General features: G+C 71.5%; 13 protein-coding genes. 3 read left to right on the plus strand and 10 right to left on the minus strand.

Going from position 1 to position 22,971, the window contains the following annotated elements:
• Positions 1-659 precede the first annotated feature (659 nt).
• Positions 660-1,874 (plus strand): ABC transporter substrate-binding protein, encoded by a 1,215-nt coding sequence (locus MXD62_RS24570; RefSeq protein WP_248831815.1) that lies wholly within the window; start codon positions 660-662, stop codon positions 1,872-1,874.
• An 86-nt stretch (positions 1,875-1,960) separates the two neighbouring features.
• Here MXD62_RS24570 and MXD62_RS24575 read toward each other — a convergent pair whose 3' ends face one another.
• Complete coding sequence (locus MXD62_RS24575) at positions 1,961-2,851, minus strand: SDR family NAD(P)-dependent oxidoreductase (protein ID WP_368862448.1); 891 nt, start codon at positions 2,849-2,851, stop codon at positions 1,961-1,963.
• Positions 2,852-3,172: 321 nt separating this feature from the next.
• Here MXD62_RS24575 and MXD62_RS24580 point away from each other — a divergent pair, with 321 nt between their 5' ends.
• Positions 3,173-5,128: a M13-type metalloendopeptidase gene (locus MXD62_RS24580; protein WP_308301316.1), complete on the plus strand. Its 1,956-nt coding sequence runs from the start codon at positions 3,173-3,175 to the stop codon at positions 5,126-5,128.
• A gap of 142 nt (positions 5,129-5,270) precedes the next feature.
• Here MXD62_RS24580 and MXD62_RS24585 read toward each other — a convergent pair whose 3' ends face one another.
• From MXD62_RS24585 to MXD62_RS24600, 4 genes are all read right to left on the minus strand, one after another.
• Positions 5,271-6,050: a sulfite exporter TauE/SafE family protein gene (locus MXD62_RS24585; protein WP_248831817.1), complete on the minus strand. Its 780-nt coding sequence runs from the start codon at positions 6,048-6,050 to the stop codon at positions 5,271-5,273.
• A gap of 27 nt (positions 6,051-6,077) precedes the next feature.
• Entirely contained in the window at positions 6,078-6,671 is a 594-nt protein-coding gene (locus MXD62_RS24590) for a rhodanese-like domain-containing protein (RefSeq protein WP_248831818.1), read from the minus strand.
• Positions 6,668-8,068, minus strand: coding sequence for an MBL fold metallo-hydrolase (locus MXD62_RS24595; protein WP_248831819.1), 1,401 nt, complete (start codon positions 8,066-8,068; stop codon positions 6,668-6,670). The genes MXD62_RS24590 and MXD62_RS24595 overlap by 4 nt, the downstream gene beginning before the upstream one ends.
• 201 nt (positions 8,069-8,269) lie before the next feature.
• On the minus strand, positions 8,270-8,539 hold the full coding sequence (locus MXD62_RS24600) for a metal-sensitive transcriptional regulator (protein ID WP_041254262.1): 270 nt from the start codon (positions 8,537-8,539) through the stop codon (positions 8,270-8,272).
• A 456-nt stretch (positions 8,540-8,995) separates the two neighbouring features.
• Between MXD62_RS24600 and MXD62_RS24605 the strand changes: the two genes are divergently transcribed.
• Positions 8,996-9,169 (plus strand): hypothetical protein, encoded by a 174-nt coding sequence (locus MXD62_RS24605; protein WP_248831820.1) that lies wholly within the window; start codon positions 8,996-8,998, stop codon positions 9,167-9,169.
• A 274-nt stretch (positions 9,170-9,443) separates the two neighbouring features.
• Here the strand turns inward: MXD62_RS24605 and MXD62_RS24610 are convergent, their stop codons facing one another.
• The 5 genes from MXD62_RS24610 to MXD62_RS24630 all read right to left on the minus strand — a co-directional run bounded on the left by MXD62_RS24610 (position 9,444) and on the right by MXD62_RS24630 (position 22,253).
• Positions 9,444-16,133 (minus strand): type I polyketide synthase, encoded by a 6,690-nt coding sequence (locus tag MXD62_RS24610; RefSeq protein ID WP_248831821.1) that lies wholly within the window; start codon positions 16,131-16,133, stop codon positions 9,444-9,446.
• Positions 16,134-16,277: 144 nt separating this feature from the next.
• Positions 16,278-17,603 carry a beta-ketoacyl synthase gene (locus tag MXD62_RS39845; RefSeq protein WP_248831822.1) on the minus strand — a complete coding sequence of 442 codons (1,326 nt, stop codon included), beginning with the start codon at positions 17,601-17,603 and terminating at the stop codon, positions 16,278-16,280.
• Positions 17,604-17,695: 92 nt separating this feature from the next.
• On the minus strand, positions 17,696-18,451 hold the full coding sequence (locus tag MXD62_RS24620; protein ID WP_248831823.1) for a response regulator: 756 nt from the start codon (positions 18,449-18,451) through the stop codon (positions 17,696-17,698).
• A gap of 87 nt (positions 18,452-18,538) precedes the next feature.
• Entirely contained in the window at positions 18,539-20,173 is a 1,635-nt protein-coding gene (locus tag MXD62_RS24625) for a GMC oxidoreductase (RefSeq protein WP_248831824.1), read from the minus strand.
• Positions 20,174-21,893: 1,720 nt separating this feature from the next.
• Entirely contained in the window at positions 21,894-22,253 is a 360-nt protein-coding gene (locus MXD62_RS24630; RefSeq protein ID WP_248831825.1) for a hypothetical protein, read from the minus strand.
• Positions 22,254-22,971 lie beyond the last annotated feature (718 nt).

Raw genomic sequence — 22,971 nt, forward strand, 5'->3', positions numbered from 1 at the left:
AGGTCGATGCTCCAGGCTCCGCACCGTGTTCCGGTGGAGGCCGACTGGTCGCGCGCGGAGGTGAACGTGACCCAGCGTGGCGATGTCGAACACATCGCCCTGTCCGGTGCCGGGGACCTCGACGCGGCCGCGATCCAGATCCGCCGGTTCCCGTCGCTTGACTAAGAAAGATCACGCCGGCAGCAGAAGGCCAGCTCACGGGCCTAAGCCCGCTTTTGGAGCCGCGGAGGCCCCCGCGGGACGACACGTCCCCGAAGGCCGCCGGCCGACCGTCCCGCCGACGGCGAACGGGGGCGCCGCACGCATCGGATATCGCACCGAGCGGTGGCGCGGGTAGCACAGCGAGGTGTTCTTTTGCCACACACAAATGACTTCCCGATGAATCAAAGGAAAAGCGGAGCCTACGAACTCGAAACCTGAGATCCACGACACAGCCGTCTGGTCCCGCACGGACCAACTGACCGCAGGCAAGGCCGCCTGTCTTGGTATCGTCGGGGCGCACCTGCCGACCATTCAGACGGCCGGCGGACGGATCACCGTTCAGAGGCAGCGCTCCACGGGAGATTCACCAGTGACCGGGATGCCACGTTCACGGCGCGTGTGACACGCGAAACTTCCCGGTCCCGTTTTTCTTTCGAGACCATCATCCAGGGGGCCCGATGTTCTCCCGTCGTCGAATGTTGTGCTCGGTGCTGGCCGCGGTTTCCGTCGGCGCGGCGGGTCTCCTCGCCGGCTGTTCGTCGCCCGAGGCCAGCGCGGCGACCGGCTGCGCCGCACCGGGTGTGGGCGCCCAGCAGATCGATCTCGGTGTGCTGTACCCGGACACCGGGCCGGCCGCGGAGCGTTCCGACGCCGTCCGGGGCGGGATCGACGCCCGCATCGGTGAGGTGAACGCGGCCGGGGGCGTGCACGGCCGCAAGGTCGTCTACCAGTGGCGCGACGACAAGGGGTCCGCCACGGAGAACGCGATGGGCGCCCGCGACCTTGTCGAGCACCAGAACGTCTTCGGTCTCATCGAGCTGTCCGTCGCGGCCTCAGGAAGCGCGCGCTACCTCGCCGACCAGGGAGTTCCCGTGACGGGCCTGGCCCACGAGCAGGTCTGGTCGACGATGCGGAACATGTTCGCCTTCACCTATGGGACCGGCGTCGCCGTCGACACCCAGGGCCAGTTCGTGCGTTCCCAGGGGGGCCGGCGCGCGGTGATCCTGCAGCCCGCGCTGTCCGCGGGCATCTCGGATACCGCCGACAAGTACGCGCGCAGCCTCGCCGCCAGCGGAATACCCGTGGTCGACACGGTGAGCTTCACCCCGAACGTCGACAACCCGGCCGCGGCGGCCTCCAGGATCGTCGCGGCGAAGGCGGACACGGTCATCGGCCTCATCCCGCCGGACAGCCTCGTCGGCATCCTGAGCACACTACGGCAGGCCGGCCACCCGCCGAAGGTCGTCCTTTCCGGCAACGGCTACGACAAGGGGTTCCTGAAGACCTTCGGCGCGCAGGCGGCGGGAATCACCGTGCCGCTCGTCTACCGGCCACTGGAGCTCGGCGGCCCGGCGATCCGGACCTACCTGGAGGCGATGAACCGGTACGCGCCGCAGGTCGCCCAGCCCGAGAACGACAGCTCGGTGCTCGCCTACATCAGCACCGACATGTTCCTGGAGGGCCTGCGCCTCGCCGACGCCTGCCCGACGCGTCAGGGCTTCATCGACCGGCTGCGCGCCCAGAACAGCTACGCCGCCGGTGGCCTGATCAGCCCGATCAGCTTCCGGACGGGCGCGGGCCGGCCCACCACGTGCTACTCGTTCGTCCAGGTCAACGGCTCGGGCGACGCGTTCCTCGTCGTCGAGCCGGGCCTGTGCGGCAACACGCTCTGATCTTCGTTCCAGGAGCGCCACGGTTTCCGCGCCCGCCCGCCGAGGGTGGACCGACGGAGGCGGAAACAGATCAACGGATCAACGGATCAGTGCAAGCCGAGCCCGTCCAGCAGCCGCTCGCTCTCGGTCCAGAGGCGGGCGGCGGCGGCATCGTCCCGCGCGGCTTCGGCGGGTAGCTCCTCCGCCCTGCGATGGAAGTAGCGCCCGCCGGTGCGGCCGCCTTCGGGCTCGGTGGCCAGCCAGGCCAGCGTCTCCGCCGGTTCGTCGGGTGGCACCGTGTCGGCCGCGGCCATGTGCGCCCGCATCGCCGCGTCGCCGTGCGCGCTGAAGTTGCTGGCCACGACGCCGGGATGCATGGCCTGGGCGACGATCCCGTCCGGCCCGGCCCGCCGGGCCAGCTCGCGGGTGAACAGGATGTTGGCGAGCTTGGCCCGGCAGTAGGCGACGGCGGGACGGAACTCGCCGAGGCTCTGCAGATCGTCCCAGTCGAGCCCGTCAACCGCGCGGTGGCCGCTCGACGACACGGCGATCACCCGCGTCGATCCGGCGGGCAGGCTGGCCGCGCTCGCCCGCAGCAGGGGCGTGAGCTCCCGGGTCAGCAGGAACGGGGCGAGGTGGTTGACGGCGAAGGTCGCCTCGGTGCCCTCCGCGCTGATGATCTGCCGGTCTCGCACGCCGCCGGCGTTGTTGATGAGGACGTCGAGGCGCGGGGTGAGGTGCTGGATCTCGCCGGCGACGCGCCGGACGTCCGCCATGAGGGTGAAGTCGCCGCGCAGCATCGTGAAGCCGCCGTCCTCGCGCGCCGCCGCGGCGATCTCGGCCTCGGCGGCGGCGCTGCGTACCGGATCTCGGCCGACGCCGATCACCTGCCAGCCCTGCTCGGCGAGAGTGCGGGCGGTCGCCCGGCCTATCCCCGAACTGGCGCCCGTGACGACGGCGACGGGCCGGTCTGCGTAAGGCGGCAAGGACATCTCCATCAGGTCGGCGGGGCCGGAGGCCGTCGCGGAGCAGGCGAACGGTGGCGTGCCGCACCGCGGCCCGGAGCAGTGGGGCCTTGTCCGCGCAGCGGGCGTAGATCGCGCGCCCGGCCATAATGACACCCACAAGGTGTCATTTGTCAAGCCCGACAGCACCTGATCACGGCCGGCCCGTCGACCGCCCGTGATCGACAACGGGTGTCCGCGAACAGAACGGATGCCTACATGCGGGCAGATACCGTCGAGGGGGTGCACCGGACGGGCTGGACAGCTCGGCGTTGCTCCATGGCCCGGCGGCAATCGATTGGAGACTTCCGTTCTGTGAGCATCCTCGACGACGCCCGCGAGGGCATGGACCTCGACGTCCGACCGCAGGACGACCTGTTCGGCCACGTGAACGGCCGGTGGCTCGCCGAGACGGAGATCCCGTCCGACCGGTCGAGCTGGGGCCCGTTCGTGCAGCTGGCCGATGACGCCGAGCGGCAGGTCCGCGACATCATCACCGACCTCGCCGCGCGGGACCCGGCCACCCAGGGCGAGGACGCGCGGAAGATCGGCGACCTCTACAACTCCTTCATGGACACCGAGGCGATCGAGGCGCTCGGCCTGGGCCCGGTGCGGCCGCTGCTGGACGGCGCGCGCGGGCTGAGCGACGTCCGCGGCCTCGCCGCGTTCCTCGGCGAGCTCGAGCGGATCGGCGGCGCCGGACTGTTCGGCTCCTACGTCGACACCGACGACCGCAACTCCGACCGCTACCTGTTCCACCTGCGCCAGGGCGGCCTCGGCCTGCCGGACGAGTCGTACTACCACGACGACAAGTTCGCCGAGACCCGCCAGAAGTACGTCGACTACCTGACCCGGATGCTCGGGCTGGGCGGGCACCCCGACCCCGAGGGCGCCGCGCAGCGGATCCTCGACGTGGAAACCCTGCTCGCGAAGGGCCACTGGGAGCGGGCCGAGACCCGCGACGTCCAGAAGACCTACAACCTGATGACGGGCGGACAGCTGGCCGCGCTCTGCCCGGCGTTCGACTGGGACGCCTACGTCACCGGCCTCGGTGGGTCGCTGACCGGCCCGAACGCCACGCTGGCGGAGGCATGCGTACGGCAGCCGTCGTTCTTCGAGCACCTGTCGACCGTGCTGACCGACACGCCGGTCGAGGTGTGGCGCGACTGGCTGGTCAGCCGCGTGCTGCGCTCGGCCGCGGCCTACCTGCCCGACGTGTTCACCGAGACCCACTTCGACTTCTACGGACGCACGCTCAGCGGCACGCCCGAGCTGCGGGCCCGCTGGAAGCGCGCGGTGGCGTTCGTCGAGGGCGCGATCGGGGAGTCCGTCGGCAGGGAGTACGTCGCCCGGCACTTCCCGCCGCGCGCCAAGGCGCAGATGGACGACCTCGTCGCGAACCTGCTCGCGGCCTACCACTCGTCGATCTCCCAGCTGGACTGGATGACGGAGGAGACCAAGCAGCGGGCGTACGAGAAGCTCGAGACGTTCCGGCCGAAGATCGGCTACCCCGACCGGTTCCGGGACTACTCGGCGCTGCCGGTGCGCCGCGGCGACCTGATGGGCAACGCCCGCGCCGCCGCCGCGTTCGAGACCGACCGGGAGCTGGCCAAGATCGGCTCGCCGGTGGACCGCGACGAGTGGTTCATGCTCCCGCAGACCGTCAACGCCTACTACAACCCGGGCACCAACGAGATCTGCTTCCCGGCCGCCATTCTCCAGAAGCCGTTCTTCAGCCCGGACGGCCACCCGGCCGAGAACTACGGCGGCATCGGCGCGGTGATCGGCCACGAGGTCGGTCACGGCTTCGACGACCAGGGCGCGCAGTACGACGGCGCCGGCAACCTCAACGACTGGTGGACGCCCGCCGACAAGGCGGCCTTCGAGGTGAAGTCGAAGACGCTGGTCGAGCAGTACAACGGGTTCGAGTCACGCAACCTGCCGGGCGAGAAGGTGAACGGCGCCCTCACCGTGGGCGAGAACATCGGCGACCTCGGCGGCCTGACCATCGCCCACCAGGCCTACGTCATCTCCCAGGGCGGCGAGGCGTCGCGGGAGGACCGACGTCGGCTGTTCATGAACTGGGCCTATGTGTGGCGCAGCAAGCGCCGGCTCGAGCTCGAGCGGCAGTACCTCACCACCGACCCGCACAGCCCGCCGGACCTGCGCGCCAACATCGTGCGCAACCTCGACGAGTTCCACGACGTCTTCGGCACCGAGCCCGGCGACGGGCTGTGGCTGGACCCGGCCGACCGGGTCCGCATCTGGTAGGCGTTCCGCGTTCGGACTGTTCACCGGCATCGCGCCCGCGGGTTTCGGCCCGCGGGCGCACCTCCGGCCCGCCGCCGAGGTACCCGCCCCCCGCCGTGGGGTCCGCGCCGAAGGGGTCAGGCGGAAGCGCTCGGGCGCTGGCTCAGCCTCCCGCTGACGGGTTCAGCACAGCCTGCGCCACGACGAAGGCCGCCACGGCGAAGACCAGGTAGGCGAACCAACGGCGCAACCGGTCGGCGGGCAGCCGGTCGGCCACGCGCCCGGCACCCAGCGCACCGACCACTGCCGCGCCGGTGAACGCCGCCACGACGGGAACATCCAGCGCACCGTCCCCGGCGTGTGCGGCGAACCCGGCCACCGCGTTCGTCACGATCACGACCAGCGAGGTGCCGACCGCGGCCGGCATCGGCAGGCCCAGCAGCAGGACCAGGGCCGGGATGATGAGAAAGCCGCCGCCGACCCCGAACAGGCCGGTCAGGAACCCCACGCCCAGGCCGGCGCCGAGCGCTTTGGGGAGGCAGCCGCGCCAGTTCGTCCCGCCGCTGGGCAACGCGCAGTCGGCACCGAGCCTGGAGCGCCCCCGCAGCATCTGGGCACCGGCGGCCACCATGAGCGCGGCGAAGCCGATCAGCACGATGGCCGGGTCGAGCCGCCGGTTCACCGCGGCGCCGACGAAGGCCGCGGCCGCGCCGGTCACCCCGAAGACGGCGGCGATCCGCCACCGCACCTGCCCGGCCCGCACGCGAGCCACCGCGGCCGTGGCCGAGGAGATCCCCACAACGAGCAGGGACGCCGGCACCGCCGCGCGCAACGGCAGTCCGGCGCCGTAGACCAGGGCCGGCACGGCCAGGACCGACCCGCCGCCGCCGAACAGCCCGAGCAGCGCACCGACGATCAGGCCCAGTCCCAGCGAAATAGTCATCGGATGCCCGGACCCGAGCCCGGCCGCTCAGGCCCGGTCGCCGGCGAGCGCGGCCAGGACGGATTCCAGATCGGCCCGCGGCCCCCGGTTGTAGGGCAGCCGCGCGAGGAGCATGCCCATCAGACAGGTGTCGGTCAGCGCGGCGATCGTCAGCCCCGCGCCGATCACCGCCGCCAGCCAGGTCACCGGCGGCACCGCCATCCCGACCAGCACCGACGCGAGAACCACCGAACCCGCGATCAGGCGGACCTGGCGTTCCAGCGCCCAGCGCGGGCGGCCGGCACGCACCGGGGCCTGCGCGGCCTGCCAGGCGACGATCCCGCCGTCGAGCACCCGCAGGTTCGCCAGGCCGGCGGCGGCGAGCGCCTGCTCGGCCTGCCGGGCCCGGGCACCGGTACGGCAGACGAGCATCGCGCCCGCGCCGAGGTGGCCACGCAGCTCGTCGCGATGCTTGCGAAGCAGATCGAGCGGCACGTTGCGGGAGCCGGGGATGTGGACGGCCTCGAACTCCCCCGGCGTGCGCACGTCGATCAGGCGCGGTGGCGGGCTTGCCACCGTCATCAGCTCGCGCAGGCTGGCGACGTCGATGTGGGCCGTCCTGGCGGCATCGTGGGTGTTCATTCCGCTCCCTCCCCGGCGACGATCGGCAGGCCGGCGTCGGCGGCAGCTGTGTAGGAGTCGTCGATGAACGCCGCGGTGCGGCCGGCGCGGGCAAGGAGGCTGGCGGCGGCAGCGGCGCGGTACCCGGACCCGCAGTACACCCACACGGCTTCGCCCGGCACCTCCCCGATCCGGCCGGGCAGCTCGGGCAGCGGGATGTGCACGGCCCCGGCGAGGTGTCCGTTCCGCCACTCGTTGCGCAGCCGGACGTCCAGCACGACATCGGGAGCGGGCAGGCCACGCGGCGGACGTCCGGCCAGCGCCGCGGCCAGCTCCGGGTACGTCGCCGAAGGCAGCGGGCCCAGGCTCGACTGGTCGCCCGCGGCCCACTGCTCGGGGGTTCCGGTCGCGGCGGCCGCCGGGCGGTCGATGCCGATGCGGGCCAGCTCCCGCTGTGCCTGGCCGATCTGGGCGTCGGACTCGCCGAGCAGCGTCACCGGCGTCCCCCAGCTCATCAGCCAGCCGAGCCAGGTCGACATCGGACCGTCCAGGCCAAGGCTCAGCGTCCCGGTCAGGTGCCGGTGCGCAAAGGCCTTCCGGGACCGCAGGTCGACCACCCACTCGCCGGCCGTGATCCGGGAGCGCAGCTCGCCCGCGTCGGCGACCCTGACCGGGGTGAGATCCACCAGGTCGGCCCCGCCGGCGTTCCGCGCGCCCATGTGGGCGTAGTAGGCGGGGAACGCGTCCAGGCCGGCGAGGATCTCGGTGACGAAGTCGTCCGCCGCCAGCCGCAGCACCGGATTGATCGTCCGTTCCTGTCCGATGGTCGACGCGGGAACGTCGGACTGGCTGGCCGAGCAGAAGCTGCCGAAGCCGTGCGTCGGCCAGACCTGCGCCCCCTGCGGCAGCAGGTCGGCCAGCCGCCGCGCCGACGCGTGCTGGTGCCGGGCAAGGGTGTGCGCGTGCTGGGTGCCCAGCAGGTCGGTGCGGCCGGTGGTGCCGAACAGCAGCGACCCGCCAGTGAACACCCCGACCGGACCCTTCGGGCCGTGGAGCAGGAACGACAGGTGATGAAAGGTGTGGCCGGGGGTGGCCACCACCGTCATCGCGGCCTCGTCGGAGATCGTGATCTCGTCGCCGTCGGACAGCGGCAGCCGGTCGAAGTGGACGTCGTCGGCCGCCGCCACCCCGTAGCGGGCGCCGGTCACCCGGGCCAGCGCGAGCCCGCCCGAGACGTAGTCGTTGTGCAGATGGGTCTCCACCACGTGACTGATCCGCACGCCGATCCCGCCGGCCAGGGCCAGGATCCGGTCGATGTCACGCTGCGGGTCGACCACCACCGCCAGCCGGCCGTCGTGCGCCAGGTAGCTGCGGTCGCCGAGCATGGAGGTCTCCACGACCTCAACGGCAATCGTCATCTCATCCATCCACCCTTCGTTCACCGCCGGGGATACCCATCCAGATACCCCCGGGGGTATATCGACGACAGAGTTGGGCCATGGCAACGCCGGGAGATGGGCGACACAGCCACCCATCTCCCATCGAGCCGGTCGAGCAGGTAGGGGTCGAGCCGGTCAGCCTGGCGGGCCGACCGACGTCACGCCCTCACGACACGGCTCTCATGACAGGGCGAGGAACAACTTCTCCAGCTGTTCCTCGCTGAGCGGCGGCTGCTCCCCCCGCTCGCGGGCGGCCTGACACTGCCGCATCCCCGTCGCGATGATCTTGAATCCGGCCCGGTCCAGCGCCTTCGAGACCGCGGCGAGCTGGATCAGCACCCGCTCACACTCGTCGCCGTTCTCGATCATGTTGACCACGGCGCCCAACTGACCATGCGCCCGCCGCAACCGCGTCAGCGCATCCGCGAGCACCGTCGCGTTCATCTCCATCCGCCCACCTCCACAACCTCACCCTACATACCCCGGGGGGTATCGCGCGAACGAGGCGGACGGCGACGCTGGCCACCCGATCCCAACGGCTCCGCCCCTGCACTCGTGAGGCCACCGCCACCGCCACCGCGGCCGCGGCCGCTTACGGCGCGAGGTGGTGCTACCGCCGGATCCACGATCCACCGCGTCCCGAAGTCGCCCTGAGAACCCGATGGATACCCCGGTTCCAACACGACGGACATGGCCCCAATATGCCGGAACCTCGCCAGGGGATACGAACCGTCGAGGAGCCGGCGTTCGGCTATCTGTCGGAATTAACCCACTCGCCAGCAAAAGGAGCCGCCGACCGGCCCGTCTGTGGCAGAGTAGACGGACGATACAGAGCTCGTCCAAGCCCGATGGCAGCTGGCGTCGCCGGGGACGCGAAGCCATGGAAGGGCGAAAGGAGCGGCCCAGTTGGTCGACGGCCACGAGGCGAATCTGATCAAAATCAACGCCGGCGACGTCTATGTTTTCAACGGCGCCCACGTCCACGCTGTCGAGCCGAACACGGATGACACTCAGAGCCGAACCACGCTAGGAGCAATGATGGGCTTCATTGACGACCACACCGTCGTCACCTGGAGCTGACAATGCCCCCTTCCGGAGAGCAACCGCCGAACTCTCGGCCCGCCATTCCGCCACCTGCGGACGCGGCTTGGAACGCCAACCGCGTACGCATTGACAGGAAGGCGAGATCATGACCGCACCGCTCAGGCCCATTCCGACCTCCCCACCTGACCACCTCCGCGCCGCCACTCTATATACCCCAGAGGGTATAGGCACAACTACGGATCCGGGCCGCACGCATGAACCGCCGGCGCCGCCCTTCGAGCAGCGCCGACGGTTCAGTTCGCAGTGAGTCTTATTCGCCGCCGTCGAGCGGGAGCTTCGTGTGGTCGGCGAGACCGGCGGCGAGAGCCGCGACGGTGTCGTACTTCCAGATGAAGTTCCCCGGCAGGGATATCCCGAGCCCCGGTTCCAGGCGGGACCGCAGTTCGAGAGCCAGCAGGGAGTCGAAGCCGAGGGACCGTAGCGGGATGTCCGGGTCGAGCACGGACTGGCCCAGCCGGAGGACGGCCCTGAGGTGCTCGGTCAGGTACGCCTCGAAGGCCGTGCGCCGCGGGAGGCCGGGAGCCACCGTGCGTAGCCCGGCCAGGACAGCGCCCGGCCCGTCCGCGACCGCGGTGGCGGCACCCCCGGCGCCCGGAACGGCCACGGCGCCCCCGGCGGCGGCCGACGGGGCGTGCTCGTCGTCGACGAACCGGGCGAACAGCGACGAGGAACGGCCCGTGGCCGGAATCCAGGAGCCCGGCTCGCCGGGGAGCACACCCGCGCGCCGCCGCCCGTGGACGAGCAGCGTCTCCAGCGCGGCGAGCCCGGCCCGCACCGGGATCATCGCGTACCCACGCTCGGCGAAGTCGGTGGCGGCGCCCACCTCGGCCCACGGACCCCAGTTGACGACGGTGGTCGCCAGCCCCTGAGCGCACCGCCAGTCGGCGAAGCCGTCGAGCCAGGAGTTCGCGGCGGCGTACGCGCCCTGCCCGGGGTTGCCGAGCAGGGAGGCCATCGACGAGTAGAGCACGAACCAGTCGAGGTCCGCCCCGGCCGTCGCCTCGTGCAGCCGCCACGCGCCGAACGTCTTCGGATGCCAGACCCGACGCACCTGGTCGGCGGTGATCGTGGTGAGCGTGGCGTCGTCCAGGACCATCGCCGCGTGAACGACGCCACGCAGCCGGCCGCCCCCGGCGGTGGCGGCGGCGACGAGGCGCTCCGCCACCCCGGGCTCGGCGACGTCGCCGAGCACCACCTGGACGTCCGTGCCGCCCGCGACCAGTTTCGCGACGCGCTCCCGGACCGCCTCGGTGGGCTCGGACCGCCCGTTGAGCACCACTCTGGCCGCGCCCTTCTCCGCCAGCCAGGCGGCGGTCTCCAGGCCGACGCCGCGCAGGCCACCGGTGACGATGTACGAGCCGTCCACGCCGACCGGCGACGGCGGCCCGTCGGGCAGCACGGCCTCGGTCACCGCGTCGTCGGGGACCTCGAGCACGACCTTGCCGATGTGCGCGGCACCGGCCATCAGCCGAAACGCATCCGTGGCGGCCTCCAGCGGATAGGTCGTGACAGGCAGCGGCGCGAGCTCGCCGGCGGCGAGCGCCGCCGTCAGCTCCCGCAGCAGCCGGGCGACCCGCTCCGGCTGGTGCCGGTAGAGCTCGATCAGGTTCACCCCGGCGAAGGTGATGCTGTTGCGGAACGGCGCCAGCCCGAGCGCCGAGTCCGCGAGGATGTCGCGCAGCCCGAGCTCGACGAAACGTCCGAAGGGCCGCAGGCACTCCATTCCTGCGCGGATCGCCGGCCCCGACAGCGAGTTGAGCACGACGTCGACGCCCTGCCCGCCGGTCGCGGCCAGGGTCTGCGCGCTGAAGTCGACCGAACGCGAGTCCATGACGTGGGTGATGCCCATGCCGCGCAGATAGGCGCGTTTCTCCGGGGTGCCGGCGGTGGCGAGGACCTCGGCTCCCAGCAGCCGCGCGACGGCGATCGCGGCGAGACCGGTCCCGCCGGTGCCGGAGTGGATCAGCACCCGCTCGCCAGCCCGCAGCTGGGCGACGTCCCGCAGCGCGTACCAGGCGGTGAGGAAGCCGGTGGGGATGCCCGCGGCGGTGGCCGGGTCGAGTCCGACGGGTACAGGCATGGTCAGGTCGGCGTCGATGGTCAGGAACGAGCCGAACGCGCCGCCGTCAGTGAAGTTCACCGCGAGTACCGCGTCGCCGGGCCGGCGGTCGGTGACGCCCGGCCCGACCGCCGTGACCACGCCGGCGCACTCGAAGCCGATCGGTGTCTGCGGCAATGCCCCCAGGCAGATGAGGACGTCCCGGAAGTTCAGGCCGGCGGCCTGGATTCGGACCTCGACCTCGCCGTGCCCGGGTGGGCGCCGGTCGGCGGCGACGAGCCGCAGGTCGTCGAGATTCCCGTTGCCGGGCGGCTGCAGGGCGAACCGGTCGTGGCCGTACCGGACCGTACGCCGCCCGGCGGCACCACGCTCGGCGGCGGTCACCGGCGCGGGGGTCAACCGGGCGACGAAACGGACACCGGCCCGCAGCGCGACCTCGTCATCGGCGGGGCCGGAGCGGGCGCCGTGGACATCGCCGAGCAACTCGGCGGCGACGGCCGCCACATCCGGGCCGGGATCGGCGTCGATGTGGGCGGCGCGCAGCTCGGGGTGTTCCAGCGTGAGCACCCGGAGCAGTCCACGGATCCCGCCGTGATCAAGATCAGGGGCCGCGTTCCCGCCCAGGGCGTGTGCACCTCGGGTCACCACGGTCAGGCCGGGCGGCACTCCGGGCAGCTCGGCCAACGCCGCGGCGACGCCCAGCACCGTCATGGTCCGCTGCTGCGCCCCCGCCGGATCCGGCGGGAACGGCGGGAACGGCGGGCCGGCCAGGGCCGACGGGTCGGCCTGGGCACCGGGCGCTGGCTGCGCGGTCGCGCCGTCGAGGACGACGACCACCCGCCGGCCGACGGCTCCCCCGGCGTCCCCGGTGAGGGACGCCGCCCAGGCCCGCCGGGCGTCGTCGGGACCGGGCAGCGGCTGGACGTCGACGTCCGCCCCGGCGGCGGACAGGGCCGTGCCGAGCGCGCCCACCGAACCGCTCGCGTCGCCGAGCAGCAGCCATCGGCCGGCGGCCCGCGGCTGGGCCGGCTCCGGGCGGGGTGACGGCTCCCAGTCGATCCCGTAGATCCAGCCCCCGGGACCGCCGGACGCCCGGGCGTACCCGGAACCGTCGAGGCGACGCTGGCCGTCCTGGTGGACGAGTCTCATGCCGTCGATGGCGACGACGAGCGCGCCGGCCTCGTCCAGCAGGCGGACCTCGCCGGTGAGAGTGCCCGTCCCGGTGGCGTCCAGGCGGGCGTGGCAGTAGCGCACGGTCGCCGGATCGCCGTGGATCCGGATGCTGTCCGTCCCGGCAGGCAGCACCAGACCACCGGACGCCGAGCCGGCGACCAGGCCGGGCATGCAGGTCAGCAACGTCTGGGCGGCGGCGTCCAGCAGCACGGGGTGCACGGCCAACGCGTCCTCGGTGGCGTACGCCTCGGTCGGGATCCCGATGCCCGCCCAGGCGCTCCTACCGTCTTCGGACAGGTGCAGATCGGACAGCGCCGTGAACGCCGGGCCGTGGTGGATGCCCCGCTCCCGCATCGCCTCGTACAGGCGCGCGGGGCCGACCCGACGAGGATGGGCACCGGCGAGTTCCGCCAGGCCGCCGGCGGCGGTGTCCGGCGGCGGGTCGTCGTCGGCGCACGTGACGGTGGCGGCCATGTGACGGGTCCAGGCGCCGTCACCGGCCCGCGCGTGGATCTCGCACTCCGCCTCGCCGGGGCCGGTGACGGCGACCGTCATCGTGATCTCGGTGTGCTCGCCCAGGTAGAGCACCTCCTCGAAGGCGATGCCGGTGACCCGCACCCGGGCCGGCCCCACCTCGAACACCTCGGCGGCGGCGGTGACCGCCAGCGAGCAGTACGCGGCGCCGGGCAGTACCACGCGGTCGTGTACCAGGTGGTCAGCCAGCCAGGGGATGACCGCGGTCCCGGCGTCGGCCCGCCAGACGTGGCGCAGATGCTCGCCGGGCACCACCAGGTGCTCCCCGGGCAGCGACCGGTCCACGGCCTCCCGGCCGTCGAGCGCCGCCGGCCCGCCACGGCCACCGGCGGCCGCCGGAGCCGCCGCCGGAGCCGCGCGGTCCGCCCAGTGGCGCCGGCGGTCGAAGGAGATCGTCGGCAGGTCCACGAGGTCGCCGGTCGGGTAGAGCACGGACCAGTCCACCGGAACTCCCACGCAGTGCGCGGTCGCGAGACTGGTACGGAAGGCGGCCACGCCGTCCTCGTCGCGACGCAGCGTCGGCAGTACCACCGGCTCCCGCCCGGCCGCGGCGAGGATGTCGGTGACCGACCGGGTGACGACCGGATGCGGGGAGATCTCCACGAAGACCCGGTGCCCGTCGGCCGCGGCCGCGGTCACGGCGTCGCTGAAGCGCACGGTACGGCGCAGGTTCGCGCACCAGTAGGCGGCGTCGAGCTCGTGCTTCCCCCGCGGGTCCTCCGCCGCGGTCGAGTAGAAGCGGACCTCGGCCGGCCGGGGGCGCAGTTCGGCCAGTTCCGCGGTGAGGTCGGCGAGCAGCGGGTCGACCTGGGGTGAGTGCGAGGCGACGTCCACCGCGATCTGATGGGCCGCCAGGCCACGCGCGGTCCAGTCGATGACTAGATCCCTGATCCTGTCCGCGGCGCCGGAGACGACGGTGGAGCCGGGAGCCGCCAGGACCGCGACAGCGACCTCGCCGCTCGCGCCGGCCGCGGCGAGCTCGGCCTCGGTCGCGTACCGGTCCAGGCCGACGGTGGCCATCGCGCCGAGGCCGGCCACCCGGGTGAGCAGCCGGGAACGGCGGCAGATCACCCGGACACCGTCGGCCAGGGTCAGCGCGCCGGCGACGACAGCCGCGGCCGTCTCCCCCATCGAGTGACCGATGACCGCCGCGGGCTCGACACCGTGGGCGCGCCACAACGCGGCCAGCCCGATCTGTACCGCGAAGAGCAGGGGCTGCACCCGGTCGCACCCGGTGACCGCCTCCCGGCGGCGCAGCACCTCCAGCACCGAGAAACCGGCCTCGGCGGCGATGAGAGGGTCGACCTCGGCCAACGCGGCCGAGAACACCGGCTCCGCGTCCAGCAGGTCGGCCCCCATGCCCGCCCACTGCGAGCCCTGGCCGGAGAACACCCACACCGCGCCGCGCCGCACGCCCCGGGCGGCGGCCCCGGAGACGACGTTGGGGACCAACCGGCCGTCCGCGTAGGCGCGCAGGTCCCGGATCAGGTCCTTCCGCGAGGCTGCCACGACAGCCAGCCGGCCGTTCCCGGGGGACCGCCTGCGCGCCGAGGTGTAGGCGACGTCCCGCAGACCCGCGCCCCGGGCAGGCACGCCGGCACCGGCCGCGGGATCACCTCCGGTGGCCGCGGCATCTCCGGGCTCGCGCTCCAGCCAGTCCGCGAGCCGCGCCGCGGCGGCGGGCAGCACCGCGGGCGACCCGGCGGGCACCAGGACCACCTCCGGCCCGCGGGCCCCGCGGGCCCGGACGGCCGACGACCGGCCGTCGACCCGGCCGGACTCGTGTTCGGCCCGTGCCGGAGTACGCGCGGCTGGAATCGGGGGACGACTCACCCCGGCCGTGGCCTGTTCGAGCACCAGGTGCGCGTTCGTCCCGGAGAACCCGAACGAGGAAACGGCGGCCAGCCGCGACGGCGCGGCGCCAGGCCAGTCGGTCAGCCCGGTGGGCACGAAGAACCGCGACCCGTCAGCGTCGATCGCCGGGTTCCACCGGATGAAGTGCAGGTTCGCCGGTATCTGGCCGTGCCGCAGGCACAGCACCGCCTTGATCAGGCCGGCGACACCCGCCGCGGGCTCCAGGTGCCCCAGGTTCGTCTTCACCGAACCGAGCGCGCACCGCGCGCCATCGGTGCCGTAGGCGCGACTCAGTGCGGCGAACTCGACGGGGTCGCCGACCTTCGTGCCGGTGCCGTGCGCCTCCACCAGCCCGACCTCGGCCGGGTCGACCTCGGCGCGCCGCAGCGCGGCGGCCGCCACCTCGTACTGGGCCTGCGCGGAGGGAACGGTCAGCCCGTCGGTGTGGCCGTCCTGGTTCACCGCCGACCCGCGGATCACGGCCAGGACCCGGTCACCGTCGCGGTTGGCGTCGGCAAGCCGCTTCAGGACGACGACTCCGCAACCTTCGCCGCGGACGAACCCGTCCGCGGCGGCGTCGAAGGTGTGGCAGCGGCTCGTCGGCGAGAGCATGCCCATCCGGACGAACGACTTGGTCACCCGGGGCCACAGCATGAGAGTCACCCCGCCCGCGAGCGCCACCGTGCACTCCCCGGACCGCAGGCTCTGGCAGGCGAGATGCACGGCGACCAGCGACGACGAGCAGGCGGTGTCCACCGACATGCTGGGCCCGCGCAGGCCGAGCAGGTAGGAGATCCGGCCACCCGCCACGCAGATCCCGTTGGTGAGGACCGAGCCCTCGAGCTCGTCCGGGTGCCCGGCCAGCCGATCCATGTAGTCGGTGTAGCTGAGCCCGGTGAACACGCCCGTCGGCGTGGCCTCGAGCCGGTCGGCAGGGAGACCGGCGTTGTCCAGAGCCTCCCAGGCGACCTCGAGCAGCAGCCGGTGCTGCGGGTCGAGGACGGCGGCCTCCCGATGTGAGACGCCGAAGAAGTCGGCGTCGAAACCGGACACGTCCTCGAGGTAACCGCCCTGGCGGGGAACGGAGCGGCCCGCCGCGGTCAGGACAGGGTCGACGAACGCGTCGGCCTCCCACCTGCCCGCAGGTGGATCGCCGACCGCGTCCCGTTCCTCCACCAGGAGCCGCCAGAGTGCGGCCGGCGAATCCACGCCGCCCGGAAGGCGGCACCCCATCCCCACGATCGCTATGTCATCCCGTTTGACGCAGGATTCCTTGTCGGCGGCCGTGGTATTCGACCACGCGTCGGCAAATGTGCTCATTCTCGGTCGGTCCGTGCCTCTCTACAGGTGTGCGGCCGAATCGGCCGCGCGGACCCGGTCGCGCGCGAAACGGCCAGCCGAGATCCCAGGCCGATCTCAGCAGGTGTTCAGGTATTCAGATGTTCAGATGTTCAGGAACCATCGTCAGGAAGCATCGGCGGAACTCATGAGGATCACGCTCTTCAGGCCGCCGATCTGGTAGGTGAAGCTCAGCGCGTGATCGAACCGCAACGGCCGCGGCCGCGTTCCCGGAATCGGGTCGAAAGGCAGGCCCTCGATCGGCTGCTCGCAGTTCGCGGTGGGGCACACCAGGCTTTTCTCCATCATGAGGAGAGTCAACGCCAGGCCGAGGTTTCCGGACTGGGCCCCGCTGTGCCCGAAACACGCCTCCTGCGAGCTGAGAAGAACCGACGGGACCGCCGGCCCGTACAGTTCCCGGACGGCGTTCGCCTCGGTGTTCGTGACGTTCGTGTCACCGTCGCTGCCACCGTTGATGTACGGGATCTGGTCGATGCTCCAGCGGTCCCCGAGACACTTGCGCACCGCGGCGACCAGTGAGGCGCCCGAGTCGTCCAGCGACAGCGGGCTGGCAAGGCCGTCACGTGTGGTGGCCTGCGCGATCAGGCGCCCGTAGACGTGTGCTCCGCGCCACTCTGCGTGCCGGCGGCTCTCCAGGACCACGGTGACCGAGCCCTCGCCGAAGTTCACGCAGTCGGCGCGGACGTCGTAGGGGCGCATCGGCCGGTCCATCGACGGCAGCGTCTCGGGCAGGGTGTCCGCGCCGGGCCGCGGGCCGCCGCGCGTCGCGGCGAGCAGAAGCCGCTGCGCGTTGCGCATCAGGTCCATGCTGAACGCGTCGACACCGGTGACGACCGCGATGTCGACCTCCCCGGCGGCGATCATCCGCAGGGCGTTGCCGAGCTGGATGGTGGAGGAGGAACAGCCACAGGAAACCGTGAAGCTCGGGCCCGTCGACCGGGCGATCGACGCCTGCAGGAGCGTGACGTCGTACGAGGTGATGCCGAGCTGGGCCCGGATGAACAACGCGGTCGCGGCGTCCGCGGAAAGCGTCTCGGGTGTCGCCTCGTGCAGGGCCCGGTACGGGTCGACGTTGTCGTCGAGCCCCCCTCGCCCGGTGAGGATCGCGGCGTGACGCAGGGCGCCCGCCCGAAAATCGATCTTCGCGTCCGAGCACGCCTCCACGAAGGAGAGAAGCCCGAAGCGGTGCGACTTGGTGAGCTGAGCCGAGTACAGCTTGGGAATCTCCGGCAGCCGCTCCTCGAACATCTCCGGCGCCAGGTCGACCCGACCGTGGTAAATACCGTCCTTGACCAGGCAGGAACGCCCGTTCGACGCGATGTCCCACACCTCCTCGGCGGTGAGGACCGGACCGTCTTCGCCGGGGAGGCAGAAGCCCATTCCGGTGACAAGGACGTCCCGCTCGCCGCGGTCAGCCGGCTGTGCGCTCACTTCGTCCACTCAGGTCTCCAACATGGTCGGCATCTTGACACACAAGATCGCGCACCATCAGGGAGAAGTCACGATTTCGGTCATAGTGTTCTTTATCTGGTCGAAGCGACGCGGACGTCTCGCCATTGGTACAGGTGCTCCGGCCGGCCGGGCCGCCCGTACCGTTGCGTCCGGCTCGTGAGCCGCTGATCGGTGAGACGCTCCAGGTATCGACGCGCCGTCACCCTGGACAGGCCCACAGCGCTGGCGATCTCGTCCGCCGACATCGGCCCGGCCGCCTGCCGGAGGTAGGCGACAACCGCGTCGAGAGTCGCGATCGACGTGCCCTTGGGCTGCTCGGGCCACAGGGTGGTTCCGGGCCGCAGCGCCGCGAGGGCCGCATCCACCTCACGCTGGCCGATCGGGCCGGTGCGCCCCAGCATGAGCTCGCTGCGGAACGCCGCGTAGCACTCGAGCCGGCTCCGGAACGCGGCGAAACCGAAGGGCTTCACCAGATACTGGACGGCCCCGTAGGCCACCGCCGTGCGCACGGTCGCGACGTCCCGGGCCGCCGTGACGGCGATGATGTCCGGTCCGGCCCCCCGGCACCGCAGCGTGCGACACACGTCGAAGCCCGTCATGTCGGGCAGGTTGAGATCAAGCAGCACGAGATCGTGGCCGTCTCGGGTGAGCTGCCGCAGGCACTGGGCGCCGGTGTGGGTCACCCCGCTGACGGTGAAGCCGGCGAGCTTCTCCACATAGACGCTGTGGGCCTCAGCGGTCATCGGGTCGGCTTCGACGATCAGCGTGCGAATCCGGCCGTCGGGCATACGCTCACGCTCCAGGTGCAGGCGTCGGACATCGGGCATCGGGCGGGGAGCGCCGCCCTCACGGCGGGAGCCTGGACGGCTCCCGCCGGATGCGGCCGCGCGGAGGCTCAGGAAGCGGTGGTGCCGTCAGAAGACACGTCCGACGTCCTCACGGATGATCGTGGACATGCTGTGCTCGGCCAGGGCCGCGATCGTCATGGAGGGGTTACAGGCACCGGTGGAGCCCGGGATCCGCGACCCGTCGAGTACGTAGAGGCCCTTGTGGCCGATGATCCGGCCGTACAGGTCGACCGCCGATCCCATCGGCACCCCGCCCAGGGCATGCCAGGTCGAGTTCGCCTGGGCGTTCGTGTCGATCATCATCCCGCCACCCGCGGCGGCGATCGCCTGCATCCGGGCGGCGATCTGGGTCTGGAGCGCGGCGTCACCGGTCGCCGGCCAGGTGAGCCTGGCGTCGTCCGTGTTCGGGTCGTAGGCCCACGTGCCGGCGGCGTCGACGATCCCGAAACCGACGACCGTCATCAGCTTCACGCCGCCGGTGTCGGCGGGCGCACCCGCATGGATGATGGTGGCCGGAATCGGCCCCTGCGTGTCCCGGCCGCCCACACACGCCGGGCCGCCCTGCCGGGTGCCAGGATCACCGTTCATGCCGACCCAGGCGTAGATCCGATCACCGTTGTTTCCCCACTTCGTGCCGATGGCGTCGGGGAGGTCGGGTACCAGCCCCTTGGCTCGCGCCTTGACCAGGAGCCGCGTGGTACCGGCGGAACCGGCGTTGAGGAACACCGCGTCCGCGGTGATCCGCTTCCGCTCCTGCACGGTGCCGCCGGTGTCGATGCGGTCGACGGAGAGCACCCAGCGGCCGTCCGGGTCCATCTGGACGTCCCGCACCACGTGCAGTGGGCTCACCCGTACCCGGCCCGTGGCCTCGGCCGAGGCGAGGTAGGTGACGTCTATCGAGTGCTTGCCGCCGTTGTTGACGCCGAAGACGATGTCGCTGGTGGTGTAGGTCGGCTCGTACTGACCGGTGAGCTCACCCCGGACATAGCTCCAGTCGACCGGCAGCGGAACCCGGAACGGCTCCAGGCCGCTGTTGGCGGCCACATCCAGAAAGAGCCGGGACGACCGGTACTGATCCGCGTTCAGCACGTCGTTCGGCACCGTGGAGACGCCCAGCATGGTGGCGACGGTGGGGTAGGCCCACTGGTTCAGGTCGCGGTAGAGACTCGCGGCCTCCGGGATGGAGGCCGCGAAGTTCTGGCTGGTCGGCTGCAGTGTCATCCCGTGGTACACCAGCGAGCCGCCACCGACGCCGGCACCGCAGTTGACCGTTATGCCGTCGCCCGGCAGGCTCTCGATCACCCCGGTGTAGGGCGTCCAGGTCTTGTCCACGCCCGGGGTCGTGCTGTGGTCGGTCAGCCAGGCGGACCGGTTGTCGATGTTCGCCCAGCGGCAGAAGGTCGTCGCGTTCGGCCCCGTCGGCCACCGCAGGCCACGTTCCAGGACAAGAGTGGGCACTCCGGCCTGTGCCAGCCGCAGCGCGGTCACGCCGCCGCCGAATCCGCTGCCGATGACGACGGCCCGTTCCCGCTGCTCGGTGACGGCCGCGTCCGGCGGGGCTGTGGCGGCCCGTGCCCGTCCGCTGCCAGGGCCGGCCGCCAGCCCACCAGCCGCAGCCGCGCCAAGCGCCACTGTGCCGAGGATCCTCCGACGGGTCAGCCCCGGGCCGGATTCCAGGGGTGTGGAAGCGTTGTCAGACATGGTGTCTCCATCTCTTTCGTCGCACTACGAAAGGCCGCCGCCCCGTATCGGCGGTGCGCTGTATGGATCCAGGGGAACGCAGTGGTTCGGCCGGTTCCGGGCCTGCCGGCGCGCCGAACAGAGGCCGCTCGGCGCCCCCTGAGGACCTACGGCACACAGAAATCAGTTGGACGTTTTTCGCGCAGGCGCACAGGGCCGTCTGAACCTCCCCATCCAGCGGCGCGAAAAAGGATGCGTCAACTCACGACACCGGTGCGCGGCGCGGTGCAATGCGGAAAATGGACAGCAACCACCGCCCGGACAGGCGATTCGAAGTTCCCAGCGCCGGTGGGGCGCGCTCGCGATCTTCGGAATCCGCCCGCGCCACGAAACCCGTCGCAGGAAAAATCGCCACGCGGACACAACACCATGCGACTCAGGCGGTCACGCATGAGCACAGGCAGCGTAACTACCCCGGACGACCTCCGCGAAAAATCAACACCCGCTCATCCGTGGCAACACTCCACCTCGAACCACCGCCGGATACCGGTCGCACCGCCCCCGCGATGCGACCCATGCCGGCCAGCACAGGGTCGCGCATATCGCCCGCGCCCCGTCCCACCTCTCCCTTCGAACACAACAGACGACGCCGGCGCGGCTGTCGCTCTCCGAATTGTCGCCCCGGTCGTCCATGCCGCCTCCAGCACTCGACTCCGGGATGGCGCCCAGTATTGTGAGCGATCACTTTTCTGTCAACTGGTCGACCTACGAGCATGCATTTCCGCAGTTGGTCGGCCGATTCCGGACCGCTTGAAGATCCATACCCGGCTCGCGTTCGGCATGCGCGACGAGCAGGATGCCGGCACAGGTCATACCCGCGGGTGACACGGATGGCCGACCAGCCGATGGTCGCCCTTCTGCGCGATGACCGAGGTCAGGGATGTGGCCGCCGAGCACCCGCCCACATTCGCGGGGCAGACGGTGGCCCACGCCGTCGAAGATCACCGACTTCGCGTCAGGCGCGGCCGCAGCCGCGTCGGGCCCGCCGCACCCGGAGCAGCCGGCACCACGCGGCACAGCGTGGGCGCCGTCAACGGCGAAGCCGGCGAGCACGCCACCACCGAGATAAGTGCTCGCTCATTCACTAAGGTCCAGTCACGTCAGGGTCGGCTCTCATGACGGAGTTCGGTCTCCTCATGCCCGTCCTGCCACTTGCGCCGGGAACGCATCCCGACTGGGAACGGGACGGCGGGTCCGATGACGTGCGCCGGATCGCCGAGGCGGCGGACAGCCTCGACTACGACTACCTCACCGGTTCGCCGCCCGGACCGCAGATGGCGCATCTCGCCGGTGCGGTTGACCCGGCTCCGCTCGAACTCCGTCCCGCACCTGGAGTCCGATCTCGACGTCACTCTCGACAGCGACACCCTGTCCGCGGTTTCGCAACAGCAGTAACAGGAGATCATCCAGCAGGGCGTCGAGAGGCCCGGGGACGCCCGTCGGTACGGCGCGCGTCGTCCCACGGGTGGTCGCCCCAGGCCCCGTTTCGCAATGGCGCGTGAGCCTGGCAAGATAGTAGCGCCACAGATCGGTCACAGCGGGACCGAGAAGTTCCGGAAGGTTCTCGTGCCGCAACGTGACGCGTGTTCCCCCTCCACGGAGACCCAGCCGATGTCCACCACGGATGGCTCCGGAAGAAGCGACTCGAAGCGAGGAGATGGGTCGTCCTACGAGGGTTCTGTCAACCTCCGGTAATCCCAGGATGTGACGACGCCACCGATGCCGAAGGCAGCCTTTCCCGCGATATCGCCGGTGCGCGCGGGGCCCGCCGGACCGCGATCGCATCGTGCTCGAAAAACGGGCCGGTCAGGGACTCGGAGCCACCGCTCGCCTCGTCCCTTCCCCGCGCCGCGATCCTGATCCGGTACCAGCCGGGGCCGGCGAACGCGAGATCCGGGCCGTCCAGAAGCGGCACGCCCATGAGGGTGCCGACCTCCACCGGGCCGACCTGGACGCGGAAACTCACCTCGGATATCTCGGATACCTCGGTCCACTCGGCCGTGGGCGGCGGCGGTTCGTTGTTGTGCAGCTCGACCCGCACGGCGAGCGGACCGTAGTTCGTCCCCGCGACTGTCCTCAGTCCCCATCGCTGACGGCAACGAGACCGTCGCCGGTGTCGCTGACAGAAGCAGCGGTGATCACCAGCGAGTTCCCGCTTTACACGAGGAACTGGTGATGGTCGGCGGTGACGGTGAACTCGCTGCGTCGCATGTCAGGCCTTCCAGGTGACGGGTTCAAGCGGCACTGGCACTGAAGGGTTGGACGGCGGGCCCGACCAACAGGGTTGCCCACGAGGCGGAGCACCTCGGTGCCGACCTGCCGGCTGCCAGCGCGGGCGCCGGTGGGCACCGGCGCGGGCCGAACGCAGGCGGACCCAGGCCTTCCCCCTGCGAATTCTCGCGCCGGGCGGGATCGGCGCCCGGCGTGGTCGCCAGTACACCGCACTCTTCCCTTCGGCTCGATCACGCGGGGTGGTGATGGCCTCGGTTCCGGGGGTGCCGAGAGCTATACAGTGGCTGGCACTCAGCTAGGTCGAGTGCCAACCTCCGGAGCGACGGGTGCCTGGGCCACGCGAGCCCATCGTCTTCGTTGTCAGGCACCCGCCGGCGGCCGGCACTCCTCCGCATGGCCCAAGCCCAGGAGGAAACACCCCATATGCCGAAGATCATTGCCTTCGATGAAGAGGCACGGCGCGGCCTGGAGCGCGGCATGAACCAGCTGGCCGACGCGGTCAAGGTCACGCTCGGCCCCAAGGGTCG

The organism is Frankia sp. Mgl5, from assembly GCF_023242985.1.
Classification (GTDB): domain Bacteria; phylum Actinomycetota; class Actinomycetes; order Frankiales; family Frankiaceae; genus Parafrankia; species Parafrankia soli.

Coding starts and splice junctions, on each gene's coding strand:
- MXD62_RS24570 (WP_248831815.1), top strand. CDS start 660: ATGTTCTCCCGTCGTCGAATGTTGTGCTCGGTGCTGGCCGCGGTTTCC.
- MXD62_RS24575 (WP_368862448.1), bottom strand. CDS start 2,851: ATGGAGATGTCCTTGCCGCCTTACGCAGACCGGCCCGTCGCCGTCGTC.
- MXD62_RS24585 (WP_248831817.1), bottom strand. CDS start 6,050: ATGACTATTTCGCTGGGACTGGGCCTGATCGTCGGTGCGCTGCTCGGG.
- MXD62_RS24590 (WP_248831818.1), bottom strand. CDS start 6,671: ATGAACACCCACGATGCCGCCAGGACGGCCCACATCGACGTCGCCAGC.
- MXD62_RS24595 (WP_248831819.1), bottom strand. CDS start 8,068: ATGACGATTGCCGTTGAGGTCGTGGAGACCTCCATGCTCGGCGACCGC.
- MXD62_RS24600 (WP_041254262.1), bottom strand. CDS start 8,539: ATGGAGATGAACGCGACGGTGCTCGCGGATGCGCTGACGCGGTTGCGG.
- MXD62_RS24610 (WP_248831821.1), bottom strand. CDS start 16,133: ATGAGCACATTTGCCGACGCGTGGTCGAATACCACGGCCGCCGACAAG.
- MXD62_RS24620 (WP_248831823.1), bottom strand. CDS start 18,451: ATGCCCGATGTCCGACGCCTGCACCTGGAGCGTGAGCGTATGCCCGAC.
- MXD62_RS24625 (WP_248831824.1), bottom strand. CDS start 20,173: ATGTCTGACAACGCTTCCACACCCCTGGAATCCGGCCCGGGGCTGACC.